We start from the raw sequence: 14,037 nt of genomic DNA on the forward strand, positions 1-14,037 counted from the left end.
AGGAATCAACCTTTCATGTTCATAAGTCATATACAAGGACTGTTACGGATAAGCCTAATATTTTGTATTGTGATTTTTTTCACTAAAAGCAATAGCTTCGTACCTTGATTTCAAAATATCCATTACAATAATCCCACACATTGTCTCATCAAGTTGCTTAAAGTAATTCTATTTAGCAATATTGTAAGTCCTAAACCAAATCGTCACTAATGAGAAGCAGCTGATGCCTCATCGGCCTTCACACAATCAATTGCGACAACGAACGCAATCAAAATTGCCTCCATCTCCTCATTCAATATCTGAACCTTATAACTATCGCCCCAAGTAAACCACTCCTTGTTCACTATACCTATAACTGTACCATGATGTAAAACCTGAAAATCCATGTCCCACAAGTCACCATGTACCTCAATATCAGCCGAATCGATCGTATAGCGTGCTTTAAAGAAAGAAAACTCCTTTCTAATCGTTAATACCTCCCGACCAAATACCTCAACAAAAAACTTTGGTAAAAAACTGAATACCTTTTTCGTTATAAGTGCGACTTCCTCGTGTGATGTATTCATAATGGAGAAAGTCTTTGGAATTTGCATAAAACTACCCTCTACATAATAGACATCCTTCTCCTGCTGATTTTTTACTGTGAATTTTTCCCTTAGACTAAATACCTTCTGCTTTATATAAAGTTCCTTCATACCAAGCCTCCTTTAATGCAATATATACCAATTATATCAAAGATAGTTTTTTCAGGCGAAAAATTCTCATTCTATTTAGTTAACATAATATATATTATGTTATTTTATTGTTTATGCGAAATAATGCTATACCTGTTGTTTTGAGTATCGAGTTAATTTCTCTATATATTACAGATAAATTCGCTGTAGCTCGCCTATCCGCTCCTTCATATAAACTCTCACAGCCTGAGGTTCCAGGACTTCAGCATCAGCAGGCAGTGTAAATACTTTCTCACAGGCTTGTTCAAAACTGTACATGTTTACTGTTACAATCTGCGAGTTCCCCTCTTCCACAGTCTGGATGACATCGAATTTTGCTCCAGGTATCTGCTTTCCTTTGTGCACTCTGACAGTAACCGGATAATATTCCGCTGCTCTTCTGGATTGTTTAAAAGCTTCCTCCCCGCTTCTCCAATACATTTCCAGAGAGAAACCCGCAGGCAGCTCATAATCCTCTTCAAGCAGATGTACAGCGCTGATCCGCTCACATTTAAATGTCCGCAGCGCCTCCGCTCTCTCGCAAAAGGCCACCAGATACCACTCCCCCTGCTTCACAACCAAGCCGTAGGGCTGTAAGATACGCGTAGAGAGTTCCCCGCTCACCTTACGATATTCTACTCTGACTTTGTACCCTTTCCATAGCGCAGTGCGCAGCGTCTCCAGACCAGGCAGTGAAGTGGGTTCGCTCCACCACGGGGCATCATCGAAATAAAAGACATTTTTGGCCTTGCGAATATCCGCCTGATAAGGAGCAGGCAGCGTCTTTTCCAGCTTCAGCAGGGCATTGTTCAGCTGGAGGCGGGACTCACTCTGTCTGCCTGAATGGAATCCCATTCCTGTTAAATATAGATGAATTACTTCGTCACCATTCAATTGCCGCAGATTTGCTGTATAGCCTTCCATTAAGGAAACCCCACCGTTCGGCCCCGTCGAAGTAACTATAGGAATCCCCGCTTCCCCCAGTACATCAATATCTCTGTAAATAGAGCGGACGGAGGTTTCGAGTGCCGCCGCCAGCTCACTGGCCTTCATCCTCCCCCTGGACTCGATCAGTAATATAATCGCTATCAAACGGTGCACACGCACAGCTCTTCCTCCCCCGCATACTTTTCTGTCAGTAGATTTCTCAATTCTTGCCGCTCTGTTGTCAACAATAGAAGTATATTATGGAATGTATCAGAGCGAAGGAGTTGTTGTAAATGAATATTGGCATATTAGGTACGGGATTTGGAGCATACCACGCCTCCATCCTTAAGAAATTTCCGGAAATCGGGCGGGTGGTCGTCTTCGGACGGAATGAATCCAAGCTGCACAAGTTACAGCAAGAATTGGGCGTTGAGATCACTACCTCCATAGATGAGGTTATTTGTGATCCAGGGCTTGATATTATTGATATATGTCTGCCCTCCGCCCTACATAGACAGTACACTTTGGACGCACTTCAGGCGGGTAAACATGTGTTTTGTGAAACTCCTGTCTGCTTGTCTGCTGAAGATGCCGCTGCAATGAAACATGCTGAAGAACAATCTGGTAAAATCGTCCTCGTCAACCAGTTCATCAAATTTGAACCGGCCTATCAGTATTTGTATGAATCGGCAGCGCAGAAGAGATACGGCATGCTTCTTAAAGTACGTTTACTCCGCGAAACCGCTCCCTTATGGGGAGATTTGGGACTGGGCACTATTACTACAAATTTGATGATTCATGATCTAGATTTCGTAAGCTGGCTATTAGGAGCTACCGCTCCATCCGGGGTATGGGGCAGTCAAGGCGGACAAGATGGACAAGCAGTGGTAGAGGCTATTTTCAACAAAACCAATGTTTCAGCACAAGTCATAGCTTCGTCGTTAATGCCGGCAGCCTATCCTTTTACGGTGGGCTATGAAGCTTATTTTGAACGGGCTAAACTGGAGTTTCATGAAAAAGATGATATGCAGGGCAGCGTGGATCTTGTACTTTACGAATACAGTGAAACAGGCAGACAAGAAATTGTCTTGGTAATAGTTAATCCCTACGAGAAAAGTCTGCAGCATGCGCTGCAGTGCTTTCAAGACGGTTCGGAGTCCATTTTGTCGCTGGAACAGGCGCTGCTCTCTCTGAACACTGCACTGGAGCTGAAAAGTCTCTTGGCTGTTCCTGCAAGTTAACCGGTTCGCGGCTGCGGATTGGCAAAGCATTACGGATTTTCTGTAAACGTCTGTGCAAAGTATTGTAAGTTTAATTTAGGGGGGGATCTGGCCCTCCCTTTTTCAGTGTTTTAGGGGAATTAGGTCAGTTAAAGGGTGAGAGTAAATGTGGAGTATGGGAGGTGAGTTGATTTTTTGGGTTTGTTATTGTGAATTTTTCATATGTTGCAATTGTATAAATAAAGCGTGAAATTTGACAGGTATTCTAAAGGGTTTTGACGGAATTGCAGATTATCGTAATATATCAGAAATTATGTTTACATATTATTTATTATGTTAACTATTGATGTTTACGAGAGCCTAACCTAGCCGTCCCTTATCCTGGTATTCCATTTTTTGCTATAATCAGGTAAATAAGCTTAGGAGGGGATTATCAATGAAGGATGACCCAGGACTGCTCTATAAAGTATGGGTTACTCCGCTTGCTGAGCCTGATGCTGAAGAGAAAGCTTGAGTAATTTATGTTTGGAGCCAGCTATTCGCCAGCACTATGCTCGATAACCGCTTGAATGTCGCTCATAATCTTTGGCGGTATTTATATACAAGTTTACATAATATATAATATGTTAACTTATTGCTTATGGCTTGCTATTTTATCTTTAAAGATACGTTTGAACAGCGTAACTGCAGTATAAATAAAACGTCCTGGGCAACGGGTAACGAGCCACCATAGGCAGGGCATACAGGGAGTAATACATCTGCGCTAAAGGTATAATTAATGGCCATTTAGCCAATGTATAGTTCCCCAATCTGCCCTGACGTACCCTATAACCCCAGCATCGGTAACCCTTAATATAATTTTGCGCAGTGCTGTAAGTTCATAGCAGATATGCTCAGCAATTCCAACCTTTGAGTACCGGGTGGAGGCCGACACCATCACTATCCATACGATATATTAACGGCTAAACGATTAGACGGCGTACCCGCTATCTTTTGAGTTTAGTGGCGCTTTCCGTGTTGAAATATTGGCTTGGATTCCCTTGTTTCGGATTAAAGCGCTCCTTAAATTCCCCATTCGTATAGGCTCCAATAACCCGATGCCAGAAATTGCGGGCTGGTGTATTGGCGCGGATCTGCGACACCTTCCAGTCACCGGGAAACATATCGAATAATCTGTGTGCGGCCCAGGTGCCCACACCGCTGCGGCGGTATTTTTGCAGCACGAAAAATTCTGTCATATAAAACTGCCCTTCCGGATTACGCAGCAGACGGTCCACCAGCGCGAATCCGGCGATATTACCGTCCGCGGTAAACAGATAAGCGAATTTATTATTGCCGCTGTTCCAGTAAGCTTCCAGGCCCGGGTAAGACGGGAAATTGCCGTCACGGTCGACCTCAAGCTCCAGATACCGGGTGAAATCATATAGATAAAACTGCATCAGTTTGCTTATGATCTGTCTCTGCTCCTTGGGAACCAATTCGATTCCGAGTTCCATTAGGTTCACCTCTACGATTCACTTTTTACTTCACATCATATAACTTTGTCCCCTCGGGGGCAAGGTCAGCGCGTACACCACCATTCCCGGCCAGCTGCGAAACATGATAAGATAGACAGACACCCGTATCCACGCATCCTTACAGCAAACTAAGAAAAAGGTGATTGTCATCAGCATTCAAAAGAACAGCGACCGTAAAAATCTTGATCAAAGGCTGCATCTCATGCCCTGGTTTGTTCAGCAATTCATAGACTATAAACGACCTGATCTGTCACCCTCTACCCTTCTGGAATACATCCGTGATTATGAATCATTTTTCGGCTGGTTAAGGGCTGAGGGTCTGTCTGCTGCGGACAGCCTTGCTAATATCACCTTGCTCGATCTGGAAACGCTGCATATGGATAGTATCACAGGCTACCGCCTGCATTTGACAACACGAGCCGAAGGGACTAACACCCGGGTGACCGTCTCCCGTAAGCTCTCTGCCCTGCGCTCCCTGTTCCATTATCTCAGCCAGATTGCCGAAGATGAGAATTTCTACCCGCTGCTGAAGCGTAATATTATGGCCAAGGTAGAGATCAAGCGGATTCATAAGCCCAAGGATACCGCCGCCAAGCTGAAAGGAAAAATCCTCGAGGATGAGGAGCTGCTGGAGTTCGTCGGCTATATCTATGAAGGCTATGGACGGGATGTAGAAGCCAATAAACAGGCTTATTATTCCTTCCAGCTGAACCGTGAACGGGATGCCTGTATCGCCAGTCTGATTCTGAACTCCGGGCTTCGAGTATCCGAGGTAGTCAATCTGAACGTCGATGACCTGGATATTAATAATAAGCTGCTCTATGTATACCGCAAAGGGAATAACGATGAAACCTTCAAAACACCGGTTTATTTCCGTGAGCAGGCCAAGGACGATCTTGCGCTCTATTTAAGTCTGCGCCAGACACGCTACAAAACGCCAAAACGGGAAAAGGCCCTGTTCATCGCTCTGCCAAACGGCAGCCAGGAAGGCAAACGTATGACCAAGCGGGCCTTCCAGGAAATGATCATCAAATATGCCAAACGGTTCGGCAAACCTTATTTAACGGTTCATAAGCTGCGCCACTCATTCGCTACAGACTATTATCTGCAAAATGATATCTACAAAACCAAAGAGCAGCTTGGACATGCCTCAACAGAAACGACTGAGGTCTATGCCCATCTTACAGACAAAACGATGTCTGAAGCGATTGAGCGGCGTATGGAAAGCTGATTATCTTATATGCTAATCTAAATAACTAGCTATGGAGGGAATTTCTCTTGTCTGAGACTCAAGACTATTCAACTTATTCAGCGGCTAAACCGCCGCTAAATCTGCGTGCTGACTGCGAGCAATGCTTCGGGTTATGCTGTGCCGCCCTGCCCTTTGCCGTTTCGGCTGACTTTGCCATGGACAAAGCAGCCGGGCAGCCCTGCCACAATCTGCAGGCCGATTTTCGATGCGGAATTCATACCCGGCTCCGGGAGACTGGTTTTCGAGGATGTACGGTGTATGACTGTTTCGGTGCAGGACAACAGGTATCCGGCGTCACCTATGGTGGTGTAGACTGGCATCAGGCTCCGGGCACTGCAGCCGAGATGTTCGAAGTTTTCCCGGTTATGCGGCAGCTTCATGAATTGCTATGGTATTTAACTGAAGCACTGGGCTGGCCTGAGGCGGGTCCCATTCAGCATGGACTGGCTGATATGCTGAAAAAGACAGAACAGCTCACCATGCTCCAGCCTGAGGCGCTGCTAGAGCAGAATGTTGCGGCCCACCGCGGTGAAGTTAATGAACTGCTGCTGCGGGCAAGCGAGCTTACCCGGGAGGCAGTTCGCCGCAACCTGAAGCAACAACCAAAACGCCAGAAAAACTACGGCCGCGGTGCCGATCTGATTGGAGCCAAGCTTAAAGGTGCCGATCTGCGCTGCGTCAGCCTGCGGGGTGCCTATCTCATTGCTGCCGATCTGAGCGGTGCAGATTTGCGGGCAGCCGACCTGATTGGTGCGGATTTCCGGGATACGAATATCTGCGGTGCCGACCTTTCTTCCAGCCTGTTCCTCACCCAGTTCCAGATTAATGCGGCCAAAGGAGATGCCTCCACGAAGCTTCCTGCAAGACTCAGCGCTCCTACCCACTGGCTTGATTAGAGAGCCTGGCTGAACCGAATGTCTCCATGGAGATCGAACTTATTCAACCACGATCCGGTCACCTTTGCTTGAAGGCGTAGAAATGACCAGAAATTCAACTTCAGCGCCCGATGTATTGAACATCTGATGCGGCACCAACGGATGAACTTCGATTCCCTCTTGCGAGTTAAGCACAATTTCTGTACCCGCAATTTCGAGAGTAGCAGTACCTGAGAGTACAAAGAAAAATTGCCGGGCCTGCTGATGATAATGCTTCACTTCCGCCGTGTTTGCGGGCATTCTTTCATGAATTACACTCAGATTATTATTTTTAACTAGATGCCAGCCGTCGCATAGGTCTCCCCATGTATAGTGTTCCGCATTCTGCTTGCTTATTTTCATCTCGTTCGATCTCTCCCGCTGTTCTGCTTCGTTTATCGGCGCCGCTGCTCTTGTACCCGAGTAACGGCACCGCCCCTCCTTAAGACCAGTCTTATAAAAAGTATCGTTTTAGCAGCATGTTGATTTTTCAACTATTCTATTGTGAATTTTTCATATGTTGAAATTTTGAAAATTAGATCGTTGTTCCCACAAAAGGTTGGCAATTCCTTCACCATCGTTGATGCTAAAGAGCTTGTCATGCCAATTTTCCGCAATGGCAGCCTGCTCCATCGTCTCCCAGACCGCGATTGCTGCGATATTGCTCGCCTGGTTGAGCAGGATTCGATCCTCATCGCTATGCAGAAGCACAATTTTGGGATATGCTTCCTGCTTAAATCCTTCTACGATTACATAATCATAGCCGGAGAAATCAGCAATCAGCTTGGCTAAGCTGGAGCTCCGCTCTTCAATCACAGAAGTCCGGTTATTATTCGTTATAGCAACTGCTGCCGCACCTGCCTGACGCTGCTTCCAGGTATCTGTTCCGTGATGATCCATATCATAATTATGGGCATCATGCTTGATGACAGCGACACTGCAGCCCCTTTGCTTCAGCAACGGAATCACAGCACAAATCAGCGTCGTTTTACCGCTGTTCTTGTAGCCGACAACCTGGCAAACTGCCGGCAGTTGAACATTTCCCTGCTGTCCGCAGTTCCGCTGCTCTGTCTTACCTGTATTTCCCCTGAGTCTTGTCCTTCTCCCAAGTCGCTTCATTCTGCTTCGCCGGCCCTCCATCCTTGCTCTACCCAACAATCTCACCAGGCATTTTCAATATCTTCACCCGATCTCCTGCCGCCAGTCCGCGTGCTTCCGGCGGGACGATGATCAGACAGTCACTGTCTTTAATCGTTACCATGACTGACGATTCATCGATTCCCGCGGGATAGGCGTAAATGCCGCCGTCACGGATTTCCAGCCGGGCACGGACAAACCGGGTATAGTTGTTCACTTTGGTATAATCCGCACCCATAAACGCGGTCCATTCCGGCAAAAGCGGCTGCGCAGCTCCTAGCATAAGTGAAATGACCGGCCGGGCAAAAAGCTGAAATCCGACAAAACAAGCCCCCGGATTACCGGATAGTGCCAGCAGCAGCTTCCCGCCCCGCACTGCAGCTGTCGTGACGCTTCCCGGTCGCATGGTTACTTTGTTAAAGAGCATTTCTCCAGTTTTTTCCCGGACCAGATCGCCCATAATGTCATAATCACCAACCGACACGCCACCTGTTGTAATGACGAGATCATGCGTTTCCAGCGCCATCTGCACCTTACTGCGGGCCAGCTCCAGGTCGTCGGCGATCGCTCCAAGCATCACCGCCTCGCCTCCGGCCTCCCGTACGAGCGCTTCCAGCATTGGTGAATTGCTGTTGCGGACTTTACCGGGCTGAAGCGGTTCATCTACCGCCAAAAGCTCAGACCCGGTTGCAAAAATCGCTATTTTCGGCCGGCGATGCACTTTCACCATATGAATCCCAAAAGCAGCCAGCACTGCGATATCACCCGCAGCGATTAAACGGCCGGCCGGCAGCACCAGCTGGCCTTCCTTCAATTCAAAACCGCGCGGTGTAATGTTACTTCCAGCCAGCTGCGGTTTACGGAGTAAGACGAAGGTCTTCCCGTCCCTATCTCTGCCTTCAGTGATTTCAATCATTACCACTGCATCAGCACCTTCCGGCACCTGAGCTCCGGTCATAATACGTGCAGCGGTTCCGGAAGTAAGATCTGCTGCAGGTACAGCTCCGCAGGGGATGTTATCTATGACTTCCAGCCATACCGGATTCTCTGCATTACACTCCTGAGTATCTGCGGCTATAATTGCGTATCCATCCATACCAGAACGGTTAAATGCCGGAAACGGATGCGGGGCGTTGACCGGTTCAGCCAAATAACGCCCGCAGCTCTGGCTAAGCGGAACCTCTTCTATCCCAAGCACTTTTGCATATTGCATTACCCGGGCTTGCGCTTCCTTCACCTGTATCGCTTTGCGCTGAAATTTATGATCCTGCATATTATCCTTATTACTCATTAGTGCCTCCATTCTCCGTTAGATCGCGGGTTAAGTGATGTTCCAGCACTTGTTAGTGTTCTGATTATTTTAACATGCTTATCTATAAAGTGAAATTTCACTTTGCTGCCGCAACCCAAAAAGGATACCTCCGCTAATGGGCGTAGGCATCCTTGATTGTATTGGCACATTATAGCTACTGTGTATTTCAAGCTTATTCCTGCTGCTGTAATCTGGTATGACAGGTTACGACGCGCGGATGACCCGCACATCAGCCGGTATGACCTTTTCCCCTTCATAGAGCATGAACCGCCCGTTCTGCCACTCTACCCTCAGCAGCCGGTACTCGTCTGACTGATACTGCCACACATGCTGTGTTCCGCCATTCATATAAGGCGTCTGGCCTGTGACAGTCGCATACCCTTCGTACTCTTCCTCAAGAAAATAGGTATAGTCATCCAACTCCAGCGTAGCCGGCACTTCTGCAGGATTATCCAACCGTCCGTCAATTGGCTGATAGAGACTGTACTGCAGCTGTTCCCGCTCTTCAATATATAGATAAGCAATCCGGCTGCCGTCACGCAATGTTAATACGACTGCGTTGCGGCCGCTTGTCTGTGTCCGTCCGGTTACCTCATAGGTTACCAGCGAAACCTCACAGATATCACCAGGAGCGAGATTCAGCATGCTTTTCCGTGCAGCCGGTGCCTGGGGTTTGGAGAAGATATTTCCGATTCGTTTCCAGATGCTCAAGTTCCATCATTCCTTTTGAAGAATTTGTAGGTTATTGGATTGGCTCCTGCAGTTCCGATCTTCGCCTCCGCGGCTTTACCTCCAGATCGTTCCTAAGTCTAGCTTTATATAGCCTGGTTACCCTATCCGCGGATGAACGCCGCGATAATTAGAGCACCTGTTACATGCAGCGAGCCTGCCAGCAGCCCGTAGCCTATTTTGCCCAGCCGGGTTCCATGGTCAAGGTCAATGGTGGCCCATTTGCCAAGCAGCAGCTCTACAGACTTTTCGAGGATAAACAGCATCCAGAAGGAGATTATGGAGACCACAAGTGCATCCCCCAAACGGCTCGATGCGGCAATAGAGGACGATAAGATATAGCCTTGCGCCACGAGCTTCAGCACAAACCGGGTGGTAACCGCCATATTGCCTGCTTTCAATTCCTCCAGATCGTTATAACGGGTAAACAGCGAATCCACGAACATCAGCACAAAAAGCAGCACTGCTCCGCTCACCGTCCACACAACCATGGACACCAGAGTATGGAAATCCATTGCTTTAGCCCCCGTTTGTTCAGTTTGCCAGCCCGGTATAGAAAGCATAGATAAGGCGAAGGAGGAACGACTCTTCTGTCTCCCCTTCGCCTGTAACTACCGGCTCAGGACCGGCTAATACCCTATGTTATTGTTTCTCGTACTGCTTCATCAGGGCGGCCAGCTCGTCTTCTACAGCCTTATCCTTGTTAAGGTTCTCGAATTCATCGTCCAGCGATTTGTTGCCTGAGCTCATTTCGTTGCTGGCTTCGGCTTGCGCTTCGGCTTGAAGCATTTTGTCTTCCATCCGTTTCAATCCAGCGGAAGCTGAATCGGAGCTGAATCCGCTCATCGCTTTGTTAATCTCGGTCTGCGCCTTAGCTGCATTGTAACGGGCTACCAAAGTTTCACGCTTGTTCTTCATCTGCGTGAGCTGTTTGCGCATTTCCTCCAGCTTGGCGCGCAGGTTGTCAGCGGATGCTTTGTTCTGATCGAAGCTCGTCTTATATTCAACAAGCTTGACCTCTGCGGATTTCTTCTCTTCCAGGGCGCGGCGGGCCAGATCGGCATTACCTGCCTGAGCAGCGGTATGGGCCTGCTGGTTACGCTTGGCTACCAGTGCTTCCTGTTCTTCGTACAGCTGCTTGAATTTCTTCTCGATGGCGATTTGGGCGGCAACCGCTTTTTCGGCATCTTCCAGATCTTCGGTCATATCCCGGATGTACTGGTCGGTCATCTTCACTGGATCTTCTGCTTTGTCAATAATCGCATTGACGTTAGACATGGTCAGATCACGCAATCGTTTAAATATAGACATGGTTCATTCCTCCAAAATAAAAGTTATTTACTCATTTGTTATCTTTTACGCAGGGAGTTCCATTATCGTTTCAAAATTGTTGCGCTAAATATTGATCCACCTTGCTGTTTACCGTTTCGACGACTTTCAGAATGCCTTCTTTACTCAGATCGTCGTAATGAATGCCCATGACAACCGTAACCGTCCGGTTCAGCGCAGAAGCGGCTCTCAGAGCGATAGCCTCGCTGATCGTATGCTCTTTGTGATGAGGAACGGCAGAGGTCGTTGCTACCACTGTATCACCATCCGGGTATGCCGTGCTGGCTGCTCCAATATGGCGGACACCGCCGGTAATCAGCAGCAGCAGGTCACGTCCAACGGGTACCGCAGACAGTTCAATATCGTCAAGCTCATATTCAAGTGAAGACAACAGTATCCCCCCTACCCATTATATTAACCTCGGCACACGAAGATATCTCAGGGGGACGGAAAAGAAATACCTCCCGGGCAATCAAACGCCGGATTCATTAGACAATTCCGCGAATTTCGTCCAGTGACGAGATATTCTCCTCATGCATGAACTGCTGCAGTTCTTCCACTAACGAGCTTCCTGCCCGCAGATTCATGAAGTTATAGGTTCCCACTTGGATCACCGTAGCTCCGGCCATAATAAATTCAATGATATCCGTAGCGGAAGTAATACCGCCCATGCCAATCACGGGGATTGATACACGATGTGCCACTTGATGTACCATCCGCAGAGCCACCGGTTTAATCGCCGGTCCGGACAAGCCTGCGTACAAATTATTGAACACGCTGCTGCGGCGGCGCACATCGATCTTCATCCCGGAGATGGTGTTGATCAGCGATACGGCATCCGCACCTTCTGCTTCACACATTTCCGCCATCTCCGCGATGTCTTCCGCATTCGGTGACAGCTTCACTGCCAGGGGCAGCTTCGTAGCGGCTCTTACGGCGCGTACAACCTCCTGTGCGGCTGGAGTCTTCACACCAAAGGCAATACCGCCCTCCTTGACGTTAGGACAGGAAATATTAAGTTCAATCATATCAACCGCAGGCTTACCCGCAAGGGCGCGCTGGTCGGCATCACGCTGAATCAGCTCAGCACCCAGTACATAATCCGGCAGCGTATTCCCGCCAAGATTCACGATACGGGCCGTATCCAGCGTCTCCCAATAAGGAAGCTCTTTAGCCAAAAACGCTTCAACACCCGGATTCTCCAGACCGACACTGTTCAGCATGCCTGACGCTGTCTCATATACGCGGACACCAGGGTTTCCGGCTTTGGCATGGAGAGTCAGCCCTTTGCCGGAGATTCCTCCCAGCAGCGAAACATCATAGAGCTTGCCATATTCTTTGCCGAAGCCGAATGTACCCGAAGCCATAACGATCGGATTCTTAAAATGAACACCGGCAATAGTTGCCGTAGTATTAGGCATTGTATTAATCATGGAAAAGCACCTCCTCTGCAAGGAACACAGGTCCATCTGCGCAGGCTTTGCGCTGTCCGTCACGGCAGGATACGCTGCATACAAGACAAGCACCGATTCCGCAGGCCATCCGGTTCTCCAGGGAGAGATACACATCAGGACGTTTGCCGGAAGTCTCGGCTGCAATACCCTTCAATTGCGCAGCTTTCAGCATAGGATGCGGACCACAGACGAAGATGTGATCATAACTGGTGAAATCCACACGATCCAGAATCAGCCCGCCGACGTCCACCGTTAGCTCAGCGGCCAATGGACGGAAGGCCTCCGTACGGAAGGCTTCCCGGCTAAACCCAAGATAGATGTCACTGCCTGGAAGCTCTTTGGCGCAATAATAGAGCGGGGCGATACCGATTCCGCCGCCAATTAAGGCGACTTTACCCTCTACAGCCGGAAAGCCATTGCCAAACGGCCCTTCCAGCTGAATCTTGTCCCCCGGAGTTAATTCCGCAAAAATTTCAGTACCTTCTCCTACCACATGATATAGAAATTCGACCCCATCTTCGTTCACTTGATGTATGCTAAGCGGTCTGGACAGCAGCGGATAGGCCCCCCATGCCCGCAACATGTAGAATTGACCCATTGTTCCGCCGTAATCCCCTTCAACCCGAAGGTGGTACACTCCGTTAACCAGCCGCTCGTTACTTATTACCGTCGCCACGTTATCAAGCTCCTTCAAATTTTATCTTATTAACCATGCCTTAGAAAGAGTTTAAAATCTGTGACAAACATCACAATAATAAGTGTCTATTTTCGTTTCCAGATTCCGCGTTCATAAGGCCCCGGCACGTTTCCTTTGTCTATTCCGCCGAGGGCTTCCTGAGCATGAAGTGTCCAGTAAGGATCGCTAAGCATCCCTCTGCCAATAGCCACCAGCTCTGCCTTTTTCTCGGATATCACAACCTGTGCTTCTGCGAAGTCATCAAGCCGCCCTACAGCAATAACCGGAACCTGGAGACCGCTGCGGATATACTCTGCCAGATCCACCTGGTAGGCCGGCCCTGCATTCGGACCCCCATTCGAGCCAATCGGACCTTCGCCGCCTGAGGACACATGGAACATATCTACACCAGCAGCCTTATACCGCCGGCAGAACTCCAGCGCATAAGCTTCATTATATCCGCCTTCCACGTACTCCTTGGCGGAGACTCTCATAAGCAAAGGCATTTCGGGCGGCAGCACTTCTTTGACGGCCCGGACGACCTGTTCTCCGAACAGTATAGGATCGGCTCCATATTCATCTTCTCTTACATTCGATAGCGGGGAATGAAACTGATGGATCAGATAGCCGTGCGCACCATGAATCTCGACCGTATCAAATCCGGCCTCTACCGCTCTCCGTGCCCCTTCCCGGTATGCGTTGACCATCTCGGCAATCCCTTCACCGGTGAGGGCCAGCGGAGTTTTGGAGCGCTCATCGAATGGAATGGCCGACGGTGCTACAGGCGGATCGGCATCGAGCGCTTTGCGCCCGGCATGGCCTAGCTGGATTGCTATTTTGGCACCGTAGGAATGTAC

General features: G+C 48.6%; 16 protein-coding genes. 3 read left to right on the top strand and 13 right to left on the bottom strand.

Translation table 11 applies throughout. The features are described from left to right. Positions 1-206 precede the first annotated feature (206 nt). Positions 207-695: an LURP-one-related/scramblase family protein gene (locus tag AQR02_RS12800; RefSeq protein WP_054940827.1), complete on the bottom strand. Its 489-nt coding sequence runs from the start codon at positions 693-695 to the stop codon at positions 207-209. A 168-nt stretch (positions 696-863) separates the two neighbouring features. Continuing rightward, entirely contained in the window at positions 864-1,820 is a 957-nt protein-coding gene (locus AQR02_RS12805) for a helix-turn-helix transcriptional regulator (RefSeq protein ID WP_082451830.1), read from the bottom strand. Positions 1,821-1,933: 113 nt separating this feature from the next. On the opposite strand from AQR02_RS12805, the gene AQR02_RS12810 reads away from it, so the two are divergent. After that, entirely contained in the window at positions 1,934-2,881 is a 948-nt protein-coding gene (locus AQR02_RS12810; RefSeq protein WP_054940829.1) for a Gfo/Idh/MocA family protein, read from the top strand. Between the two features lie 965 nt (positions 2,882-3,846). On the opposite strand, the gene AQR02_RS12815 is transcribed toward AQR02_RS12810, so the two are convergent. Continuing rightward, entirely contained in the window at positions 3,847-4,356 is a 510-nt protein-coding gene (locus AQR02_RS12815) for a GNAT family N-acetyltransferase (RefSeq protein ID WP_054940830.1), read from the bottom strand. A gap of 169 nt (positions 4,357-4,525) precedes the next feature. On the opposite strand from AQR02_RS12815, the gene xerS reads away from it, so the two are divergent. Then, positions 4,526-5,608 (top strand): tyrosine recombinase XerS, encoded by a 1,083-nt coding sequence (gene xerS / locus AQR02_RS12820; protein WP_054942092.1) that lies wholly within the window; start codon positions 4,526-4,528, stop codon positions 5,606-5,608. Positions 5,609-5,655: 47 nt separating this feature from the next. Next, positions 5,656-6,525: a pentapeptide repeat-containing protein gene (locus AQR02_RS12825; RefSeq protein WP_054940831.1), complete on the top strand. Its 870-nt coding sequence runs from the start codon at positions 5,656-5,658 to the stop codon at positions 6,523-6,525. A 39-nt stretch (positions 6,526-6,564) separates the two neighbouring features. Here AQR02_RS12825 and AQR02_RS12830 read toward each other — a convergent pair whose 3' ends face one another. The 10 genes from AQR02_RS12830 to AQR02_RS12875 all read right to left on the bottom strand — a co-directional run. Continuing rightward, a complete protein-coding gene (locus tag AQR02_RS12830; RefSeq protein ID WP_054940832.1) occupies positions 6,565-6,906 on the bottom strand; it encodes a cupin domain-containing protein in 342 nt (113 codons plus the stop codon). A 150-nt stretch (positions 6,907-7,056) separates the two neighbouring features. Beyond that, the gene (gene mobB, locus AQR02_RS12835; protein WP_054940833.1) at positions 7,057-7,662 is read right to left on the bottom strand and encodes a molybdopterin-guanine dinucleotide biosynthesis protein B; all 606 of its coding nucleotides are present in this window, start codon (positions 7,660-7,662) and stop codon (positions 7,057-7,059) included. A gap of 28 nt (positions 7,663-7,690) precedes the next feature. Further along, the gene (locus AQR02_RS12840; protein ID WP_054940834.1) at positions 7,691-8,971 is read right to left on the bottom strand and encodes a molybdopterin molybdotransferase MoeA; all 1,281 of its coding nucleotides are present in this window, start codon (positions 8,969-8,971) and stop codon (positions 7,691-7,693) included. A gap of 225 nt (positions 8,972-9,196) precedes the next feature. After that, the gene (locus AQR02_RS12845) at positions 9,197-9,703 is read right to left on the bottom strand and encodes a DUF4178 domain-containing protein (protein WP_054940835.1); all 507 of its coding nucleotides are present in this window, start codon (positions 9,701-9,703) and stop codon (positions 9,197-9,199) included. A 122-nt stretch (positions 9,704-9,825) separates the two neighbouring features. After that, positions 9,826-10,236, bottom strand: coding sequence for a DUF350 domain-containing protein (locus AQR02_RS12850; protein WP_054940836.1), 411 nt, complete (start codon positions 10,234-10,236; stop codon positions 9,826-9,828). A gap of 127 nt (positions 10,237-10,363) precedes the next feature. After that, entirely contained in the window at positions 10,364-11,032 is a 669-nt protein-coding gene (locus tag AQR02_RS12855; RefSeq protein ID WP_054940837.1) for a PspA/IM30 family protein, read from the bottom strand. Positions 11,033-11,102: 70 nt separating this feature from the next. Beyond that, entirely contained in the window at positions 11,103-11,441 is a 339-nt protein-coding gene (gene lpdD / locus AQR02_RS12860) for a prenylated flavin chaperone LpdD (RefSeq protein WP_054940838.1), read from the bottom strand. A gap of 97 nt (positions 11,442-11,538) precedes the next feature. Beyond that, complete coding sequence (locus tag AQR02_RS12865) at positions 11,539-12,471, bottom strand: dihydroorotate dehydrogenase (protein ID WP_054942093.1); 933 nt, start codon at positions 12,469-12,471, stop codon at positions 11,539-11,541. A gap of 4 nt (positions 12,472-12,475) precedes the next feature. Beyond that, on the bottom strand, positions 12,476-13,180 hold the full coding sequence (locus AQR02_RS12870) for a dihydroorotate dehydrogenase electron transfer subunit (protein ID WP_054940839.1): 705 nt from the start codon (positions 13,178-13,180) through the stop codon (positions 12,476-12,478). Positions 13,181-13,266: 86 nt separating this feature from the next. Next, on the bottom strand, positions 13,267-14,037 hold a 771-nt coding region (locus tag AQR02_RS12875), incomplete at its 5' end, for an oxidoreductase (RefSeq protein ID WP_245237379.1).

The organism is Paenibacillus ihuae (genome assembly GCF_001368795.1).
GTDB classification, from domain to species: domain Bacteria; phylum Bacillota; class Bacilli; order Paenibacillales; family Paenibacillaceae; genus Paenibacillus_AQ; species Paenibacillus_AQ ihuae.

What these genes read in the sequence shown, in the direction of transcription:
- AQR02_RS12810 (WP_054940829.1), top strand. Translation starts at nt 1,934, where the DNA reads ATGAATATTGGCATATTAGGTACGGGATTTGGAGCATACCACGCCTCC.
- AQR02_RS12855 (WP_054940837.1), bottom strand. Translation starts at nt 11,032, where the DNA reads ATGTCTATATTTAAACGATTGCGTGATCTGACCATGTCTAACGTCAAT.
- AQR02_RS12865 (WP_054942093.1), bottom strand. Translation starts at nt 12,471, where the DNA reads ATGCCTAATACTACGGCAACTATTGCCGGTGTTCATTTTAAGAATCCG.
- AQR02_RS12815 (WP_054940830.1), bottom strand. Translation starts at nt 4,356, where the DNA reads ATGGAACTCGGAATCGAATTGGTTCCCAAGGAGCAGAGACAGATCATA.
- AQR02_RS12800 (WP_054940827.1), bottom strand. Translation starts at nt 695, where the DNA reads ATGAAGGAACTTTATATAAAGCAGAAGGTATTTAGTCTAAGGGAAAAA.
- mobB (WP_054940833.1), bottom strand. Translation starts at nt 7,662, where the DNA reads ATGAAGCGACTTGGGAGAAGGACAAGACTCAGGGGAAATACAGGTAAG.
- AQR02_RS12850 (WP_054940836.1), bottom strand. Translation starts at nt 10,236, where the DNA reads ATGGATTTCCATACTCTGGTGTCCATGGTTGTGTGGACGGTGAGCGGA.
- AQR02_RS12830 (WP_054940832.1), bottom strand. Translation starts at nt 6,906, where the DNA reads ATGAAAATAAGCAAGCAGAATGCGGAACACTATACATGGGGAGACCTA.
- AQR02_RS12840 (WP_054940834.1), bottom strand. Translation starts at nt 8,971, where the DNA reads ATGAGTAATAAGGATAATATGCAGGATCATAAATTTCAGCGCAAAGCG.